The organism is Wenjunlia vitaminophila DSM 41686, from assembly GCF_000380165.1.
Lineage (GTDB): Bacteria > Actinomycetota > Actinomycetes > Streptomycetales > Streptomycetaceae > Wenjunlia > Wenjunlia vitaminophila.
Genome location: NZ_KB904669.1, coordinates 219,420 through 236,025, shown reverse-complemented (window position 1 = coordinate 236,025; position 16,606 = coordinate 219,420). Strand labels below are relative to the sequence as shown.

The following is a 16,606-nucleotide window of genomic DNA, read 5'->3' as shown; positions in this document are numbered from 1 at the left end:
ACCTCTCGACATGTGCTCTCGCTCCGCGCCGCTGCCGGCAGCAGACCTGAACCCTGCCTTTCAAGTGCCCTGACGCTATTGGACGTCGCCGGTCCCGCTGACTGAATTGCTATGGCTCGTATCCATACGGGTGACCGCGAAGGCCATGCAAGTACCCCCGCGACGGGCGCACGTCCGGGGGTGTGGCCGCAACGCTCTAGGAGGTTGACGACGTGTTCAAAAATAGCCGGGCGTTGCTCCGCGCGCTGCTCGGAGTGCTGCTTCCAGCCACCGGACGCCACCGGTTGCCGGTCCGGCCCCGGGGCGCACACCGGCTGGTGCGGGAGGCGGCGCTGTGAGCACCGTTCCGACGACGCCTCCGTCACCCCCGTCACCGCCGTCGCCACCGCCGCCGGGCGGAGAGCCCGGCGACGGTGACCGCGAGGAACAACCGACGACGGAGGAACTGCGGCAGCGGGCCGACGCCCTGCTCCGGGAGATCCACCGGCACCTGGGACGGGGGGCGCGATGACGCGGGTACCGGGCCAACGGGTCCAGCGTCCCGCGGGGGCCAGGCCGCAGGTGGTGATCAGGCAGTTGACCGTGACCGGCGCCGGGGTGCGCGTCGGTGACGTGGTCACCGTCGGGGGCATCCCGCACCGGGTGCGGGACATGCGCGAGGTGTACCCGGGGCGCAGGTGGCTCGGGTTCGACGACGGGAACGCGTACGTCCTCGGCGTCTCCAGGACCATCGAGGTGACCCGTGCGTTCGTCGCGGCGCCGGGGCCCGCGCCCGGGGTCCGGCGGCTGCGGCCGGTCCCACCGACGACGGTCGGGCCGCCCCGGACCGGTCAGCGGTCGTCGTAGAGGGCCTCGACCACCAGGGCTTCGTGACCATCGGCCGGGCCCGCCGGTCAGGCCCTGTCGGTTCGGGCCCGCCGCTCAGGGCCGCCGCAGGCCGGCGAAGGCCAGGCGGGTCACCGCGTCCGCGATCTGGTCGCCGCTGGCCGCGCCGCTGCCCGCGGGCCGGTACCACTCGACGATGGAGTTGACCATCCCGAAGAGGAGCCGGGTGGCCAGGCGGACGTCCACGTCGGCGCGGAGGTCGCCGTCGGCCACCGCCTCCCGCAGCAGTTCGGCGACCCGGTGGTCGAACTCCCGGCGCCGCTCCAGCGCCCAGCGTTCGGTGCTGGTGTTGCCGCGCACCCGCAGCAGCAGCGTCACGTAGGGGAGTTCGGCGACCAGGACCTCGACCGTGCGGCGCACCACGTGCTCCAGCCTGGCCAGGGCGCGGCCGTGGCGGGCACCGGACTCGTCGAGGATGCCGAACAGGCCGTCCAACGCCCGGCCCACGGCGCGTTCCAGCAGTTCCTCCTTGCCGCGCACGTGGTGGTAGATGGACGACTTGGAGATGCCGGCCGCCTTGGACAGGTGCTCCATGGAGGTACCGTCGTAGCCGCGCTCGTTGAAGACCTCGACGGCGACGGCGAGCAACGACTCCGTGGTGTAGGACTCGCGCCGGTGCGCCGACGTGCCGGGAACGCCAGGGGTGGGTGCCATGGCGTGATTATGTCCCGGCCGGACGTTCGGTCGATGTCGTGTCCAGGGCGCGGACACGCAGATCGACGATGCGTTTGGCCTTGCCGAGCGAGCGGGTCAACGTGCCCGGGGACACCACCTCCACCTGGGCCGACACCCCCGTCCCCTCCTTGATCCGGCGCCGTAGTTCCTGGGCGACGTCGGTGTCGGAGCCGGGGTCCACCGGTCCCGCGGCCGGGTCCGGCTCGCGGCGTTCCGCCCGCACGGTGAGCTCGTCGAGCCGTCCCGGTCGGGTCAGTACGCACTCGAAGTGCGGCCCGAGACCCGCGGTGCGCAGGACGTGCTCCTCGATCTGGGTGGGGAAGACGTTCACCCCTCGTACGATCATCATGTCGTCACCACGTCCGGTGACCCGCTCCATCCGGCGCATGGTGCGCGCGGTCCCGGGGAGCAGCCGGGTCAGGTCGCGGGTGCGGTACCGCACCACGGGCATGGCCTGCCTGGTCAACGAGGTGAGGACCAGCTCGCCGAACGCCCCGTCGGGCACCGGGGTGCCGTCGATCGGGTCCACCACCTCCGGGTAGAAGTGGTCCTCCCAGATGGTGGGGCCGTCCTTGGTCTCCACGCACTCGTTGGCCACCCCGGGCCCCAGGACCTCGGACAGGCCGTAGATGTCCACCGCGTCGATGCCCAGCGTGGTCTCGATCTCGGCCCGCATGGTCTCGGTCCACGGCTCCGCGCCGAGCACCCCGTAGCGCAGCGAGGTCGCGGCCGGGTCCGTGCCGGCCGCCCGGAGGGCGTCGGCGATGACCAGCAGGTAGGACGGGGTCACCATGATCGCGTCAGGGCGGAGGTCCCGGATCAGCCTGACCTGCCGCTCGGTCTGCCCGCCGGAGACCGGGACGACGGTGCAGCCCAGCCGCTCCGCCCCGTAGTGCGCCCCGAGTCCCCCGGTGAACAGGCCGTACCCGTACGCGACGTGGACGATCATCCCGGGCCGCACCCCGGAGGCGTACAGCGACCTCGCGACCAGGTGGGCCCAGGTGTCCACGTCCCCCGCGGTGTACCCGACGACGGTGGGCTGGCCGGTGGTCCCGGACGAGGCGTGCACCCGCACCACCTGTTCCCGGTCCACCGCGAACATCCCGAACGGGTACCTGCCGCGCAGGTCGTCCTTGCTGGTGAACGGGAACCTGGCCAGGTCCGCCAGGTCCCGGCAGTCGTCGGGGTGCACCCCGTGGGCGTCGAACGCGGCCCGGTAGTGCGGGACCCGGTCGTAGACCCGCCGTAGGGTGGCCCGCAGCCGCTCCAGTTGCAGGGCGCCGAGCTCGTCCCGGGACGCCGTCTCCACCGCGTCCAGGCCCACCCGGCCCTCGCCGGGGCCCGGTCCACCCGGCCGGGGCACCCGGGGCGTCATGCCCGTCCTCCCCGACGGGCCGGCGTCCTCGCCCCGCGTATGTTTCGCGTGAAACCATCCGTCACCGTGACGTCCCTCCCTCGGTGCCCGGGCCCGTGGAGCCGGCCGCGGCCGGGCCCTGGTACCGCTCGGCGACCCAGCGGCGGCGCAGCCCCGGCGCCGGGGCGTAGCGGCCGGTGGGGTAGGTGGTGTGCAACGACGCCAACACCTGCGACACCCAGGTCCACCCCAGCTTCCCGGCCCACTCCAGGGGACCTAGCGGGTAGTTGACCCCCAGTCGCATGGCCGTGTCCACGTCCCCGGGGGTGGCAACCCCCCGGTCCACGGCGTCCACCGCCAGGTTCACCACCATGGCGACGGTCCGGGCGACGACCAGTCCGGCGACCTCCTCCACGACGCTGACCTGCTTGCCCAGCGCCTGGAACAGCCCCACGGCGGCGTCCAGGGCCTCCGGCCGCGCCGTGGGGGAGGCGGCCAACGCGATCCGGGTGGCGGCACGGTAGTCCAGCGCCAGGTCGAAGTGGATCACCGGCTCGAACCCGGCGTGCTCCCTGGTCCCGACCAGGGCGAGCTCGGTGCCGTCCGGCAGGACCAGGGCCCCGGGGTCGAGGACCCCCGACGCGACGGACTCCCGGCGAACCTCGATCCCCGCCTCCTCGACCAGCCCCAGCAGTTCCCCGGCGGGGCCGAGGTCGCCGTACGCCGCCACCTCCGACGGGGCCGCCGCGGGTGGCGCGGTGCGCGGCTCGGGGCGCGGCTCACCGTCCCGGTACCCGTACCAGCCCTGCCCGCTCTTGCGCCCCAGCCGTCCCGCCTCGACGAGCTGCCGCTGCGCCAGCGAGGGGACGAACCTGGGGTCGTGGTGGAACGCCGTCCACACCGAACGGGTCACCGCCTCGTTCACGTCGTGACCGATCAGGTCGGTGAGCTCGAACGGGCCCATCCGGAAACCGCCGCTCTCGCGGAGCACCGCGTCGATGGTCGCCGGGTCGGCGGCGCGCTCCTCGAACAGCGCGAACGCCTCGGCGTAGTAGGGGCGGGCCAGCCGGTTGACCAGGAAACCCGGGGTGTCGGCGCAGGCCACCGGGGTCTTGCCCCAGGCCAGGACCGTGGCCCTGGCGCGTTCGGCCACCGCGGGGTCGGTGGCGGCCCCGCTGACCACCTCGACCAGCGGCAGCACCGGCGCCGGGTTGAAGAAGTGCAGGCCGAGCAGGCGACCGGGGAGCTTCAGGGCGGCGCCCACCGCGGTGACCGGGAGGGAGGAGGTGTTGGTGGCCAGCAGGCAGTCGTCACCGACCACCGCCTCGAGGTCGGCGAAGAGCCGGCGTTTGACCGCGATGTCCTCCACCACGGCCTCCACCACCAGGGCCGCGTCGGCCAGGTGGGACAGGTCGTCGGCGACCGCCAGCCGGGCGGTGGCCCCGGCCCGCTGGGCCTCGCTCATCCGGCCCTTGGCCACCTGGCGGTCGAGCCGCTCGACGATCGCGGTGACCGCCTCCGCCGCCCTGCCGGGTTCGGCGTCGTGGAGGAGCACCCGGTGGCCCGCGACCAGGGCGACCTGGGCGATGCCGCGCCCCATGGTCCCGGTGCCGACGACACCAACGGGGTGCTCAGGAGTAAGCCCGTCCATTGCTCGCGCTCCCTCGAACGTACGGAATCAGTGGCCGCGCCCTTGAACCGACCGACCATTCGGTTAACCTAGCCCTCACCGCTCGTCTCTGCCCAGACCACGACCCCGGCCCCGGCCGGCAAGGGAGAGCATGCTCATGGCACCCGGCAACGTCACCACGGAGCTGATCGAACGCCACCGGGAGACCCTCGGCAAGGCCCTGGAAGCGATCCGCACCCGCGACTACTGGACGCCCTACCCGGAGCACCCCAAGGCGTACGGCGAGCAGGCGCCCGCCGCCGGCAGGGCCGCGTTCGACGCGTTGCTCAACCGCCACTTCGAGCTCGGTCAGCCGGGCGACGGCGGCCCGGTGGGCGCAGAGGTGTCCCCGTACGGCATCGACCTGGGCATCACCTACCCGCGCCCGGACCCGGACGCCCTGCTGGCCGCCATGGAGGCGGCGCTGCCGGCATGGCGCGACGCCGGGCCCGAGGCGCGCGCCGCGGTGTGCCTGGAGGTCCTGGCCCGGATCAACGCCAGGTCGATGGAGTTCGCGCACGCGGTGATGCACACCACCGGCCAGGCGTTCACCATGGCGTTCCAGGCGGGTGGCCCGCACGCCCAGGACCGCGGCCTCGAAGCCGTGGCCTACGCCTACGCCGAGCAGACCCGCACCCCCGCCCAGGCCGACTGGACCAAGCCCCAGGGCAAGCGGGACCCGCTGGCGATGACCAAGACCTTCACCGCCGTGCCGCGCGGCATCGCCCTGGTCATCGGCTGCAACACGTTCCCCACCTGGAACGGGTTCCCGGGCCTCTTCGCCTCGCTCGCCACCGGCAACCCCGTGCTGGTCAAGCCGCACCCCCGGGCGGTGCTCCCGCTGGCGCTCACCGTGGCGGTGGCCCGCGAGGTGCTCGGCGAGGCCGGCCTCGACCCCAACCTGGTCTGCCTCGCCGCCGAGGACGCGGGCGAGGGCCTGGCCATGTCCCTGGCCACCCGGCCCGAGATCCGGATCATCGACTACACCGGCTCCTCGGCGTTCGGCGACTGGCTCGAGGACAACGCCCGCCAGGCGCAGGTCTACACGGAGAAGTCCGGGGTCAACACCGTCGTGGTGGACTCCACCGACGACTACCGCGGCATGCTGAACAACCTGGCGTTCTCCCTGTCCCTGTACAGCGGCCAGATGTGCACCACCCCGCAGAACCTGCTGGTCCCCCGCGGCGGCATCGACACCGACGCCGGGCACCGCACCTTCGACGAGGTGGTGGCCGACCTGACCACCGCCGTGGGCAAGCTGCTCGGCGACGACGCCCGCGCCAACGCCCTGCTCGGCGCCATCGTCAACCCCGACGTGCTGGCCCGGCTCGAGCGGGCGGACGAGCTCGGCGAGGTGGCCCTGGCGTCGCGCACCGTGGCGCACCCGGAGTTCCCCGACGCCACCGTCCGCACCCCGGCCCTGGTCAAGCTGGACGCCGGCAAGCCCGACGACCACGCCGCGTTCCTGGCGGAGTGCTTCGGACCGGTGGCGTTCGCGGTGGCCGTGGACTCCACCGCCCACGCGCTCGAGCTGCTCCGCCGGACGGTGAAGGAGAAGGGCGCCATGACGGTCGGCGCCTACACGACCTCGCCGCAGGTGGAGGCGGACGTGGAGCGGGTGTGCCTGGACACCTGCGCGTCGCTGTCGCTCAACCTCACCGGCGGGGTGTACGTCAACCAGACCGCTGCGTTCTCCGACTTCCACGGCACCGGCGGCAACCCGGCGGCCAACATCGCGCTGAGCGACGGCGCGTTCGTCGCCAACCGTTTCCGGACGGTGGAGGTGCGGCGGCACCGCTGACCCCCCCGAAGAGCCCTCGGGTCCGGCGTGCTGAAGTCCGCGTCGCACGCCGGACCCGAGACCCAGGGAGGGGTTCAGCCTCCCGGGCGATAGTCTCCCGCCCAGGTTTCGAAGTAGTTTGAAACTCATGGGTTCCGACAACACCGCGGTGAACTTCTCGGATCTGGTGAACCGAAACAAGCAGACGCTCGCCAGACTCAAGGAGTCGCCACGGCTCGTGTTGCACCGGCGGGACGGGGAGGACCTGGTCCTCACCACGGCCGCCAGGGACGAGCAGGACCGGACGGTGGTCTCCGCCGCCACGCGCATGCTCTCCGCCATGGCCCGGCGGGAGCCCGGCAGCATGGAGCTGCTCCTCGACATCCTGCCGGACGCGTTTCCCTGGGTGCGTTTCCTGCCGGAGCCGGACCTCCACACGTTCGCCGTCGAACTGGTGGACACCATGCGCGCCGCGGACTCCGTCGCCAACAGCGCGTCCGTGGCACAGTTGCTCACCGCCTGGCAGCACACCGCCGAGATCCACTCCGATCCCGAGCTACTGGCCGCCCTGACCAGGAGCCACGACACCGACCACGGCCCCGTTCCCGACCCCAGGGAAGACGCGTGACCCCTGGGCGCGGGGACCGGGCGGCACCGCCCGCACCGGAGGGGCAGTGGGAGGTGCGGTTCGCCGACGCGGCCTCCGCCAAGGGCTGGTTGTGCCTTTCCCAACAGGCCGCGGAGAACACCTACCGCGCCTGGCTCACCCTGCGCACCGACCCGGCACCGATGACGGAGACCTCGCGCCACCACCGTCTGAAGGGCAAGCTCGCGCACGGCACTTACCGTGGTCGGACCTGCGAGCAGTGGCAGATAGAGGTGACCTCGGGCGGCCGGATCTGGTACCTGCTGGACACCCCGAACGCCACGTGTTGGATCACCTTCGCGGGGACCGGCCACCCGCGGGCCACGGACCCCCCGGCGCGGTGAGCGGGGGCCGCGTCGGAGAGTGTCCGGACAAACGGTTGTCGTGGACGCCCCCGAACCCATGTCGCGGTCACCCTCACCCAACGGCGGTCGGCGGCGTTCCTGTGGCAGAACCCCCGGGTCCGGCGTGCTGGAGTCCGCGTCGCACGCCGGACCCGAGACCCAGGGTTCGGGTCAGCCCTTGGGCAGTTGGCCCTTCTTGTCCACGACGGTGACCTCCAGCACGGCGCTGGAGCTCGTGACCTTCCCTGCCCTGATCCGCTCCAGGGTGGTCATCTTCTTACCGGCGGTCCCCTTGCCCGGCTTGATCCAGACGGAGCGGTTGCCCAGGAACTCCAGGGTCTTCTCGTCGAAGAGGGCCTGGTCGCACCAGCCGCCGTTGTACGAGTCCACCCGGGCGATGGCGACGGCGGGACGCCCCGCCGCGTCCTTGACGTCGGGAACGACGATCACTCCGGGAATCCTGCCCGCCGCCCGGTACATGGCCGCGCTGACGTCCGGCGGCACCAGTGCCTCGCCCATGAGGTCCCGGACGAGGTTGAACGCCTCCTGGTTCGCGTCGCGGTCCTCTCCCTTGACGCCGTTCGACAGCAGCCACTGGAGCATCTCGTCGGGGTCGGTGGGCAGGGTCTCCAGGTGACGGTAGTTGTTGCTGTACTCGTACCCGGTCTCGCCGGGGGCCGGATCGGGCTCGGTGACGTCGATGTCGCGCCCGAGGGCCACCCGGTCGCGGATCAGGATCCCGCGGGTGCCGTCCACCGAGTGCCACACCTCCCGTTTGTGGAGGGGGATGACCTTCGTCCTCGTCGGCTTCGCCTTCCCGTCCTTGTCCACGTCCAGGGTCTGGACCACGGAGGTGTCCATGCTGCGGACGTAGACGAACTGGTCGTCCCGGATGTGCGCCGGCACCGTGGACTCGGCCGCGACCGTGGCGATGCGGTCGAGGAGCGGCACGGGGTCGCTCGGGTCATCGGGGGTGTGCGGGGTGACCTGGGAGGCGTTCCCGCGGTCCTTCGCCGTCGGCGTGCCGTCGCCGTGCGAACCGCCGAGCACCGTGACGCCCGCGACCAACGCCAGGGTCAGCACGCCCGCGGCGGCGGGTGCGGCGACGGCCGGACGCAGCCACCGGGGCCGGGACGGGGCCTTGTCAGCGGTGTCGTCGCGTCGTATCTCGCGCATCAGGTGCTCCTTGAGCTGTCGGTGACGGCCCGGCGGGAGGTCGCGCTCGGGAAGCGACGGGGTGTCGTTCATCGGTTTCCCTCCTGTATGGGCCTGGCCGCAACGACGCGGCCATCTCTCACCTGTCCCCGGTCCGGTCGGGGTTCCCGTCTCTCCGCGGCTGCCGCGAGTTTCCTGCGCGCCCTGGACAACCGGGACCTGACCGTGCCGACCGGCACCCGAAGCGCCCGCGCCGCCGAGGCGTAGTCCAAGCCGGACCACACGCACAGCGCGAGCACCTCGCGTTCGGGGCGGCGCAGGGTCTGTAGGGCCTGCTGGACGGCGGCCAGCGAGGCGGCGTCGTCGAGGCGCCCGGCGACCTCGTCCGCGATGTCAGGCAGCGCCTCCTCCGCGGTCAACCGGGACAGCGCCGCCGCGTGCCGGCGGGCGGCGCGCCGGGTGTTGCGCACGACGTTGGTGGCGATCCCGAGCAGCCACGGGCGCAGCGACCCGCCCTCGGCGTCCACCCGCCCGCGTAACCGCCACGCCTCGAGGAAGGTCAACGAGACCACGTCCTCGGCGACCGACCAGTCCCACGTCAGGCGGAAGGCGTGGTTGTACACCGAACGCGCGTAGGCGTCGAAGAGCTCGGCGAACGCGTCGCGGTCCCCCTCGCGGACACGTGTCCGCATGTTCGTCTCCACACCACTGCCCTGTCCGGGCGCCCACGGCTGGTTCCCGTGACGTGGGTCACCGGGCGGGCGGCGCCGGTTCTGCCGCCGGCACGGCCCAGCGGCTTATCCACGCGTGCATGGCGATGGCGGCGGCGGCCCCGGCGTTGATCGACCGGGTCGAGCCGAACTGGGCGATGGAACACACCCTCTCGGCGTGCTTCCACGCCTGGGCGCTGAGGCCGGGCCCCTCCTGCCCGAACAGCAGCACGCACCGCCGGGGCAGCTCGGTGGTCTCCAGGGGCACGGCGCCGGGGAGGTTGTCGATGCCGATCAGCGGCAGGTCGTTCGCGTCGGCGTAGGCGGCGAGCGCGTCCACGTCGGGGTGGTGCCGCAGGTGCTGGTAGCGGTCGGTGACCATGGCCCCGCGGCGGTTCCACCGACGGCGCCCCACGATGTGCACCTCGGCGGCGAGGAAGGCGTTGGCGGTGCGGACCACGGAGCCGATGTTGAAGTCGTGCTGGAGGTTCTCCACCGCGACGTGGAAGGTGTGCCGGCGGGTGTCGAGGTCCGCGACGATGGCCTCCCGCCGCCAGTAGCGGTAGCGGTCCACCACGTTGCGCCGGTCCCCGTGGGCCAGCAGCTCCGGGTCGTACCGCTCGTCCCGGGGCCAGGGGCCGGGCCACGGCCCCACGCCCACCGCACCGGCGAGACCGTCGTCGTACTGCAGGGGCTCACCCGCCTCATCACTCACACGGGAAGGGTACGTGGACCGCGGCCGACCGGCGCCCGCACCGGGCTCGCCCGGTCCCGGCGCCGGTCCGTACCGCGGGCTCGAGCAGCGTGGCCAGGGCGGCGAAGGCATACACCAATCTGGTACATACGCTAATCTTGGTACATGGCCATGAAGCGCACGAACGTCTACGCCGATCCCGAGGACCTGGCGGTCATCAAGGAGGCCGCCAAGCGTCGGGGGGTCAGCGAGGCCGAGATCATCCGCCAGGGAATCCACCTCGCGGCCATGGCCAACCGCGTCTGGGACGAGCCCCTGTTCTCTCGCACCTTCCAGGGACCGGGCCGCACGATGTCGCGGGCCGAGGTCCGTGACGCGGTGGCCGACGCCGTCACCCACGAGACGGAGCCCGGAACCGCCGCGTGATCATCGTCATCGCCGACGCCTCCGGCCTGCTTGCCGCCCTCGACTCCGGGCATCCAGAGCACGCGGCGGCGAGCGAGACCATCCTTTCCGCGGGGCTCCTGGTCATCTCCCCGCTCCTGCTCGCCGAACTGGACCACGTCGCTACGCGTGAACTGGGCCGTCAGGCAGCTCTCAGCGCGGTCAGCGATATCCGGCACTGGATGCGCAGGGGCCGCGTCGTGGTGCCCCAGATCACGGCGGATCACCTGGAGGCCGCCCAGTCCGTCCGAGCCCGCCACCAAGCGCTCGGACTCGACCTCGCCGACGCGGTGAACGTCGCTTTCGCCGCCGACTATGACACGGACGCGATCCTGACCCTCGACCGCCGCGACTTCAGGGCCCTGCGCCCACTCGGCCGCCACAAGGCCTTCCGGGTCCTACCCGACGACCTCCCCCTGTGAGCCGCCGGTCCACCCCGCACCGGCGCCCGGTCAGCCCAGGGCCACCGTCTTGGAGGCGTCGGCCGGCGGGGGTGTCGGGGTGCTGGGCCGTGACCCGGTGCCCGTCAACCGGCGCACCGCGGTGGTGGTCCTGGCGCCGGACCACACCAGGAAGGCGGTGGGCAGGAACACCGCGTCCGCGGAGATCATGGCGAGGGAGAAGAACGGCAGGCCCATCAGCACCGCTATGCCGGCGTGCTCGGCCATCATCAGGACCAGCAGGACATTCTTGACCTTCCGGTTGAACAGGGTGAACGGGAAGGCCACCTGCACCATCACGGTGCCGTAGGTGAACAGCATGATCAGCAGCCCGCTGGCGGAAAGGACGTCGGTGACCTCGGGCCAGGGGTTGAAGTAGTCCAGGTTGAACGGGTAGTAGGAGGCCGTTCCGTCCTGCCACCGCGATCCCTGGATCTTGTACCAGCCCGCGGTGGAGTAGATGAGGCAGACCTCGATCACGATGACCACCATGGCGCCGTTGTGGATCAGGTTGCCCATGATCTGGAAGACACCGCGCGCCTGGGACCTGGGGTAGTAGCGGTCGAGGCACCACCGCACCCCGTGCAGCGCCCACAGTCCCCACAGCAGCAGGCCCCAGCCCATCAGGGGCAGCAGCCCCTCCTGGTCGAAGAACGGCAGGTCGGCGAAGCCACTGGCGTGGGCGACGAGCAGCAGCGCGCCGCACAGCGACCACAGTGCCATACCCACCTTGTCGTTCACGGCTCCGGCGACCGGGTCGGCGGGGTCCTGCCCGGCGGCACGCCGCGCCCGGCGGGCGTCCAGTGACCAGACCTGCCCGCACCGGACGAACACCAGGTAGATCGCCATCAGGTGGACGACGTTGTCGCCGCCGTCCCCCATGAAGACGCTGCGGTTCTGCACCGACAGCACGCCGATCATGAACAGCACCGACGCCGTCCGGGTCCGCCAGCCCAGCAGCAGCAGCACCCCGGCGAGGATCGCCCCGTGGTAGACCACCTCGAACCACAGCCGGCTGTCCGACCAGATCAGCACGGTGAACGCGTCGTTGGTGGCGATCAGCCGACGGGCCAGGTCGATGCTCCAGGGGCTGGTGTCGCCGTAGAGCTCACTGCGGTTGGGCCACTCGCGGAGCAGGAAGACGGTGAAGGTGAGCGCGAAGCCGATCCGGACGATCGCCGCCTGGTACGGGGCCAGCGCGCTGCCGGTGATCCGCCGCAGTCCCCTGGCCAGGGTCGCGTCGAGCCGGGCGCCTGCGCCGGCGAGCGGTGAGGCGGGCGCGCTCATGAGAAGTCCTCGTCGAAGACGGTCCACCAGGGCAGTTCCCGGGTGGTCGGGTTGGTGTTCAGGTTCTCGTTGCTCCAGTCCGGCGCGGCCACCGGGGTGGACACCGAGCGGAGCTGGATGCGGTTCACCCGGCCGCCGTTGAGCTCCGGGCCGAGGCGGTGGGCGGCGATCCGGCGCAGGTACTCCTCGGAGATCTCGCCGCGTTCACCGCGGGGGGCGCCGTTCTGGTCGTGGGAGTTGCCGTAGAAGTCGAACGCCCGGCGCAGCAGGTTCTGGTCGGCGTGGCTCGGCGCGGGGTGGTGCTTGATCTGCGAGGTGTCCAGGGCGGTGAGGTCCACCCAGCCGGTGACGGTGAGCTTCCCGTCGTTCCGTCGGACCTCGGCCCGCGCGTGCACCGCGACGTTCTGCTGGACCGGGTTGGGGGCGAACAGCTTCCAGTTCTGCTCGAACTCCGGGAGGACGTACTCGTTGATCTCGTCGTTGTTCTGCCGGGACACCGTGTTGGAGGGCGCGAGGTAGAGGAAGACGGCGAGCGCGTGGACCACGACGGCGACACAGACCGCGGCGACCGCGCCCGCGATGGCTATCCGCGCGGGTATCGACCACTCGCCACCGCCCGGCGGGTCGGGGAGCACCTCCTCGGCGCGCCGCTCGCCGTCCAGCGTTGGTTCCGTCATGATTCCCCGCCCGCCTGCCTGCTGTGGTGACGCCGCCAAGATACGACCTTGACAGAGTTCCCAGCAGGCCCGCATCATCGAACCGAACGGTCGGTTGGTAGCACTCGAACAGATCCGGCACCCGGCAGGGGCCGGCAGGGGTCAGTGGAGAGGTCTGGCGATGACCGCCGTACGAGAGACTCCCCCAGCGTCGCGGTCCGCCCCCGACGCAGGACACGAAGCCGCGGACGCCGGGCTCGAGGCGGTGTTCGAAGCCACCCTGGCGGCCGACGAGCGCGTGGAACCACGGGACTGGATGCCCGACGGGTACCGGGCCACCCTGATCCGTCAGATCGCGCAGCACGCGCACTCCGAGATCATCGGCATGCAGCCGGAGGCCAACTGGATCACCCGCGCGCCCTCGCTGCGCCGCAAGGCGATCCTGATGGCCAAGGTCCAGGACGAGGCCGGGCACGGGCTGTACCTGTACAGCGCCGCCGAGACGCTGGGCGCCAGCCGCGACGAGCTGCTCGACAAGCTCCACTCGGGGCGCCAACGGTACAGCTCGATCTTCAACTACCCGACGCTGACCTGGGCTGACGTCGGCGCCATCGGCTGGCTGGTGGACGGCGCGGCGATCATCAACCAGGTTCCGCTGTGCCGCTGCTCGTACGGCCCCTACGCCCGCGCCATGGTGCGGATCTGCAAGGAGGAGAGCTTCCACCAGCGGCAGGGGTTCGAGTCCCTGCTGGCGCTCAGTCAGGGCACCCCGGAACAGCACGCGATGGCGCAGGACGCGGTGGACCGCTGGTGGTGGCCGTCGCTGATGATGTTCGGGCCGCCGGACGCCGACTCCACCCACTCCGCCCAGTCCATGGCCTGGAAGATCAAGCGGCACTCCAACGACGAGCTGCGCCAGCGCTTCGTGGACATCTGCGTCCCGCAGGCCGAGGCCCTCGGCCTCACCCTGCCCGACCCCGAGCTGCGGTGGAACGACGAGCGCGGGCACTACGACTACGGCGCCATCGACTGGGACGAGTTCCAGCAGGTGCTGCGGGGCAACGGGCCGTGCAACGAGCAGCGGCTCACCCGTCGGCGCCGGGCGCACGACAACGGCGCCTGGGTACGCGAGGCGGCGTCCGCGTACGCGGCCAAACACGGACCGGAGGAGCGATGAGTCAGGGCCAGCTCTGGGAGGTCTTCGTGCGCAGCCGCCGCGGCCTGTCCCACACCCACGTCGGCAGCCTGCACGCGCCCGACGCCGAGATGGCGCTGCGCAACGCCCGGGACCTCTACACCCGTCGGCAGGAGGGCGTGAGCATCTGGGTGGTGCCGTCCACCGCCGTCACCGCGTCCTCGCCGGACGAGAAGGACCCGTTCTTCGCCCCGGCCGGGGACAAGCCCTACCGGCACCCGACCTTCTACGAGGTGCCCGAAGGGGTGCGGAACCTGTGACCACCGCCCGACCCGAGACCCCCGCGGCGGACGCCGGCCCGGCCGAGCACCTCCACGCCGCCCTGGCGCTCGGTGACGACGCGCTCGTCCTGGCCCAGCGGCTCGGGGAGTGGACCGGCAACGCCCCCACCCTCGAGGAGGACGTGGCGCTCACCAACATCGGCCTCGACCTGCTCGGCCAGGCCAGGCACCTGCTGGGCCTGGTGGGCGACGAGGACGAGCTGGCGTTCCACCGGGACGAGCGGGAGTTCCGGAACCTGCAGTTGGTGGAGCAGCCCAACGGGGACTTCGCCCACACCATCGCCCGTCAGCTCTACTTCTCCTGCGCCCAGTCGCTGGTCCACCGGGAGCTCGCCGCCAGCGACTCCCCGCTGGCCGGGCTCGCCGGGAAGACGGTCCACGAGGTGGCCTACCACCGCGACCACGCCGTGCAGTGGACGCTGCGGCTGGGGGACGGCACCGAGGAGAGCCGGACCCGGATGCAGCGGGCCCTGGACGCGCTGTGGCGGTACACCGGTGAGCTGTTCGACCCCGTGCCCGGGCTGCCGGTGGACCTGCCGGCGCTGCGCGCACCGTGGCTGCGGGACGTCACCGAGGTCGTGGAACGCGCCACCCTGCGCCTGCCCTCCGGGCCCGACCGGGCGGCCTGGGCGGCCGGCGGTGGCCGGGACGGGGTGCACACCGAGGCGTTCGGGCGGTTGCTCGCCGAGATGCAGCACCTGCCCCGCAGCCACCCCGGAGCGCGCTGGTGAGCACGGCACCGGGACGCACCGGCGCGGGGGGAACCGCGCCGGGCGGGACGACCACCGAGGCGGAACTGCGGCGGCTCGCCGGCGCGGTGCCCGACCCGGAACTGCCGGTGCTGACCCTGGAGGACCTCGGGGTGCTGCGCGCCGTGCGGGTGCTCGGCCCCGGACGGGCCGAGGTGGACCTCACCCCCACCTACACCGGCTGCCCCGCGGTGGAGTCGATGGCCGCCGACGTCACCGGGGTGCTGGCCGCGCACGGTTGGCAGGCGGAGGTGCGCACGGTGCTCAGTCCGGCCTGGTCCACGGACTGGATCTCCGCGGAGGGACGGCGCAAGCTCCGGGAGTACGGCATCGCGCCGCCCGGGCCGGCCCGGCCGCGGTCCGGCCCCGTCCCGGTGGAGCTGTCGGTGCGCTGTCCGCGCTGCGGCTCCCCCGACACGGCCCTGCTCAGCCGCTTCTCCTCGACCGCGTGCAAGGCGCTGCGCCGGTGCCGTGCCTGCGACGAGCCGTTCGAGCACTTCAAGGAGGTGTAGCCGGTGGCCGGTGGCTTCCACCCGCTGCGGGTGACCGAGGTCCAGCCGTTGACCGAGGATGCGGTCGCGGTGACCTTCGCCGTCCCGCCCGAGTTGCGTCCGGCCTACCGCTACACGGCGGGTCAGCACCTGATCCTGCGCAGGGTGACGTCCGACCAGGACGGCACCCCTCAGGAGATCAGGCGCACCTACTCGATCTGTGCCCCCGCTCCGGGGCCGGACGGGCCGGCCACCCTGCGGGTGGGCATCCGCAGGGTGCAGGGCGGCGAGTTCTCGACCTTCGCCCACAAGGAGCTCGCCCCCGGGGACCTGCTGGACGTGATGACGCCGACCGGCCGGTTCACCCTCGTGCCGCGGCCGGGCCGGTACGCCGCCGTGGTCGGCGGCAGCGGCATCACCCCGGTCCTCTCCCTGGTCTCCACGCTGCTCGCCGAGGAGCCCGACGCCGAGTTCTGCCTGGTGCGCAGCGACCGCACGGTGGCCTCGGCGATGTTCCTCGACGAGGTCGCCGAGCTGAAGGACCGCCACCCGCGACGCCTGCACCTGGTGCAGGTCCTCACCCGTGAGGAGCGCCAGGCCGGCCTGGAGGCGGGGCGGCTGGACGAGGACAGGCTCACCGCCCTGCTCCCCGCCCTGCTCCCGGTGGGCGAGGTGGCCGGCTGGTTCCTGTGCGGACCGCACCGGCTGATCGAGCAGTCCGCCGGGGCGCTGCGGCGCCTGGGGGTGGACCGCTCCCGCGTCCACCAGGAGATCTTCCACGTGGACAGCGAGCCGCCCCCCGGGGACGGGACCCTGGCCGATCGCGGCACCGCGGGTGCCTTCGGGGCTGACGACGACGCCGGAGCCGGAGGGCACACCGTCACCGCGGTGCTCGGCGGGCGGTCCGGGAGCTGGGTGGGCCAGCCGGGGGAGACGGCGCTGGAGACGGTGCTCAGGCACCGCCCCGACGCCCCGTACGCCTGCCGGGGCGGGGTGTGCGGCACCTGCAGGGCGCTGCTGGTGTCCGGCACGGTCCGCATGGACCGCAACTACGCCCTGGAGCCGGACGAGCTGGACGCCGGCCACGTGCTGGCCTGCCAGTCCCACCCGACCTCCCCCGTGGTGGAGCTGGACTTCGACCGCTGAGCCCC

The 16,606-nt window shown here is 72.4% G+C and carries 21 protein-coding genes; 13 read left to right on the top strand and 8 right to left on the bottom strand.

Annotation, left to right across the window (positions count from 1 at the left end):
• The first annotated feature begins 212 nt into the window (after positions 1-212).
• From A3IG_RS35725 to A3IG_RS33685, 3 genes are read left to right on the top strand one after another with little or no spacing between them, the layout of a single operon-like run.
• On the top strand, positions 213-338 hold the full coding sequence (locus A3IG_RS35725) for a hypothetical protein (RefSeq protein WP_265736651.1): 126 nt from the start codon (positions 213-215) through the stop codon (positions 336-338).
• Positions 335-511: a hypothetical protein gene (locus tag A3IG_RS34565; protein ID WP_169366219.1), complete on the top strand. Its 177-nt coding sequence runs from the start codon at positions 335-337 to the stop codon at positions 509-511. Before A3IG_RS35725 ends, A3IG_RS34565 begins: the two co-directional genes overlap by 4 nt.
• Positions 508-846, top strand: coding sequence for a hypothetical protein (locus A3IG_RS33685; protein ID WP_018384263.1), 339 nt, complete (start codon positions 508-510; stop codon positions 844-846). Before A3IG_RS34565 ends, A3IG_RS33685 begins: the two co-directional genes overlap by 4 nt.
• 75 nt (positions 847-921) lie before the next feature.
• Here the strand turns inward: A3IG_RS33685 and A3IG_RS0114330 are convergent, their stop codons facing one another.
• The 3 genes from A3IG_RS0114330 to A3IG_RS29755 form a co-directional block, all read right to left on the bottom strand.
• A complete protein-coding gene (locus A3IG_RS0114330) occupies positions 922-1,539 on the bottom strand; it encodes a TetR/AcrR family transcriptional regulator (RefSeq protein WP_018384262.1) in 618 nt (205 codons plus the stop codon).
• A gap of 7 nt (positions 1,540-1,546) precedes the next feature.
• A complete protein-coding gene (gene paaK / locus A3IG_RS0114325) occupies positions 1,547-2,935 on the bottom strand; it encodes a phenylacetate--CoA ligase PaaK (protein ID WP_018384261.1) in 1,389 nt (462 codons plus the stop codon).
• Positions 2,936-2,996: 61 nt separating this feature from the next.
• Positions 2,997-4,565 (bottom strand): 3-hydroxyacyl-CoA dehydrogenase, encoded by a 1,569-nt coding sequence (locus tag A3IG_RS29755; protein ID WP_051087498.1) that lies wholly within the window; start codon positions 4,563-4,565, stop codon positions 2,997-2,999.
• Positions 4,566-4,695: 130 nt separating this feature from the next.
• Here A3IG_RS29755 and paaN point away from each other — a divergent pair, with 130 nt between their 5' ends.
• From paaN to A3IG_RS0114305, 3 genes are all read left to right on the top strand, one after another.
• Complete coding sequence (paaN, locus tag A3IG_RS0114315) at positions 4,696-6,384, top strand: phenylacetic acid degradation protein PaaN (RefSeq protein WP_018384259.1); 1,689 nt, start codon at positions 4,696-4,698, stop codon at positions 6,382-6,384.
• 127 nt (positions 6,385-6,511) lie between these two features.
• On the top strand, positions 6,512-6,991 hold the full coding sequence (locus A3IG_RS0114310) for a hypothetical protein (protein WP_018384258.1): 480 nt from the start codon (positions 6,512-6,514) through the stop codon (positions 6,989-6,991).
• Positions 6,988-7,353 carry a hypothetical protein gene (locus A3IG_RS0114305; protein ID WP_018384257.1) on the top strand — a complete coding sequence of 122 codons (366 nt, stop codon included), beginning with the start codon at positions 6,988-6,990 and terminating at the stop codon, positions 7,351-7,353. Before A3IG_RS0114310 ends, A3IG_RS0114305 begins: the two co-directional genes overlap by 4 nt.
• Positions 7,354-7,524: 171 nt before the next feature.
• Here the strand turns inward: A3IG_RS0114305 and A3IG_RS0114300 are convergent, their stop codons facing one another.
• From A3IG_RS0114300 to A3IG_RS0114290, 3 genes are read right to left on the bottom strand one after another with little or no spacing between them, the layout of a single operon-like run.
• Entirely contained in the window at positions 7,525-8,601 is a 1,077-nt protein-coding gene (locus A3IG_RS0114300) for a CU044_5270 family protein (protein ID WP_018384256.1), read from the bottom strand.
• The gene (locus tag A3IG_RS0114295; protein ID WP_018384255.1) at positions 8,598-9,200 is read right to left on the bottom strand and encodes an RNA polymerase sigma factor; all 603 of its coding nucleotides are present in this window, start codon (positions 9,198-9,200) and stop codon (positions 8,598-8,600) included. Before A3IG_RS0114295 ends, A3IG_RS0114300 begins: the two co-directional genes overlap by 4 nt.
• A gap of 58 nt (positions 9,201-9,258) precedes the next feature.
• Positions 9,259-9,933, bottom strand: a complete 675-nt coding sequence (locus tag A3IG_RS0114290) for a TrmH family RNA methyltransferase (RefSeq protein ID WP_018384254.1) — start codon at positions 9,931-9,933, stop codon at positions 9,259-9,261.
• Between the two features lie 144 nt (positions 9,934-10,077).
• Here A3IG_RS0114290 and A3IG_RS0114285 point away from each other — a divergent pair, with 144 nt between their 5' ends.
• The gene (locus tag A3IG_RS0114285) at positions 10,078-10,338 is read left to right on the top strand and encodes a ribbon-helix-helix domain-containing protein (RefSeq protein ID WP_018384253.1); all 261 of its coding nucleotides are present in this window, start codon (positions 10,078-10,080) and stop codon (positions 10,336-10,338) included.
• Positions 10,335-10,778, top strand: a complete 444-nt coding sequence (locus tag A3IG_RS0114280) for a PIN domain-containing protein (protein WP_018384252.1) — start codon at positions 10,335-10,337, stop codon at positions 10,776-10,778. Before A3IG_RS0114285 ends, A3IG_RS0114280 begins: the two co-directional genes overlap by 4 nt.
• A gap of 30 nt (positions 10,779-10,808) precedes the next feature.
• Here the strand turns inward: A3IG_RS0114280 and A3IG_RS29750 are convergent, their stop codons facing one another.
• Together A3IG_RS29750 and A3IG_RS0114270 are read right to left on the bottom strand one after the other, a co-directional pair.
• Complete coding sequence (locus tag A3IG_RS29750) at positions 10,809-12,083, bottom strand: HTTM domain-containing protein (RefSeq protein ID WP_018384251.1); 1,275 nt, start codon at positions 12,081-12,083, stop codon at positions 10,809-10,811.
• Complete coding sequence (locus A3IG_RS0114270) at positions 12,080-12,760, bottom strand: DUF5819 family protein (protein WP_018384250.1); 681 nt, start codon at positions 12,758-12,760, stop codon at positions 12,080-12,082. The genes A3IG_RS29750 and A3IG_RS0114270 overlap by 4 nt, the downstream gene beginning before the upstream one ends.
• A 160-nt stretch (positions 12,761-12,920) precedes the next feature.
• Between A3IG_RS0114270 and paaA the strand changes: the two genes are divergently transcribed.
• From paaA to A3IG_RS0114245, 5 genes are read left to right on the top strand one after another with little or no spacing between them, the layout of a single operon-like run.
• Entirely contained in the window at positions 12,921-13,916 is a 996-nt protein-coding gene (gene paaA / locus A3IG_RS0114265; protein WP_018384249.1) for a 1,2-phenylacetyl-CoA epoxidase subunit PaaA, read from the top strand.
• A complete protein-coding gene (gene paaB / locus A3IG_RS0114260) occupies positions 13,913-14,194 on the top strand; it encodes a 1,2-phenylacetyl-CoA epoxidase subunit PaaB (protein ID WP_018384248.1) in 282 nt (93 codons plus the stop codon). The genes paaA and paaB overlap by 4 nt, the downstream gene beginning before the upstream one ends.
• Positions 14,191-14,946, top strand: a complete 756-nt coding sequence (paaC, locus tag A3IG_RS0114255; protein WP_018384247.1) for a 1,2-phenylacetyl-CoA epoxidase subunit PaaC — start codon at positions 14,191-14,193, stop codon at positions 14,944-14,946. Before paaB ends, paaC begins: the two co-directional genes overlap by 4 nt.
• Positions 14,943-15,476 (top strand): 1,2-phenylacetyl-CoA epoxidase subunit PaaD, encoded by a 534-nt coding sequence (gene paaD, locus A3IG_RS0114250; RefSeq protein WP_018384246.1) that lies wholly within the window; start codon positions 14,943-14,945, stop codon positions 15,474-15,476. The genes paaC and paaD overlap by 4 nt, the downstream gene beginning before the upstream one ends.
• A 3-nt stretch (positions 15,477-15,479) precedes the next feature.
• On the top strand, positions 15,480-16,601 hold the full coding sequence (locus A3IG_RS0114245) for a 2Fe-2S iron-sulfur cluster-binding protein (RefSeq protein WP_018384245.1): 1,122 nt from the start codon (positions 15,480-15,482) through the stop codon (positions 16,599-16,601).
• Positions 16,602-16,606: the final 5 nt, after the last annotated feature.

Bases quoted from the DNA above. Each gene is read 5' to 3' on its own strand.
- A3IG_RS0114295 (WP_018384255.1), bottom strand. From the start codon at position 9,200: ATGCGGACACGTGTCCGCGAGGGGGACCGCGACGCGTTCGCCGAGCTC.
- A3IG_RS0114270 (WP_018384250.1), bottom strand. From the start codon at position 12,760: ATGACGGAACCAACGCTGGACGGCGAGCGGCGCGCCGAGGAGGTGCTC.
- A3IG_RS0114310 (WP_018384258.1), top strand. From the start codon at position 6,512: ATGGGTTCCGACAACACCGCGGTGAACTTCTCGGATCTGGTGAACCGA.
- paaN (WP_018384259.1), top strand. From the start codon at position 4,696: ATGCTCATGGCACCCGGCAACGTCACCACGGAGCTGATCGAACGCCAC.
- A3IG_RS0114330 (WP_018384262.1), bottom strand. From the start codon at position 1,539: ATGGCACCCACCCCTGGCGTTCCCGGCACGTCGGCGCACCGGCGCGAG.
- A3IG_RS0114300 (WP_018384256.1), bottom strand. From the start codon at position 8,601: ATGAACGACACCCCGTCGCTTCCCGAGCGCGACCTCCCGCCGGGCCGT.
- A3IG_RS29755 (WP_051087498.1), bottom strand. From the start codon at position 4,565: ATGGACGGGCTTACTCCTGAGCACCCCGTTGGTGTCGTCGGCACCGGG.
- paaB (WP_018384248.1), top strand. From the start codon at position 13,913: ATGAGTCAGGGCCAGCTCTGGGAGGTCTTCGTGCGCAGCCGCCGCGGC.
- A3IG_RS0114285 (WP_018384253.1), top strand. From the start codon at position 10,078: ATGGCCATGAAGCGCACGAACGTCTACGCCGATCCCGAGGACCTGGCG.
- A3IG_RS29750 (WP_018384251.1), bottom strand. From the start codon at position 12,083: ATGAGCGCGCCCGCCTCACCGCTCGCCGGCGCAGGCGCCCGGCTCGAC.
- paaA (WP_018384249.1), top strand. From the start codon at position 12,921: ATGACCGCCGTACGAGAGACTCCCCCAGCGTCGCGGTCCGCCCCCGAC.
- A3IG_RS33685 (WP_018384263.1), top strand. From the start codon at position 508: ATGACGCGGGTACCGGGCCAACGGGTCCAGCGTCCCGCGGGGGCCAGG.
- paaK (WP_018384261.1), bottom strand. From the start codon at position 2,935: ATGACGCCCCGGGTGCCCCGGCCGGGTGGACCGGGCCCCGGCGAGGGC.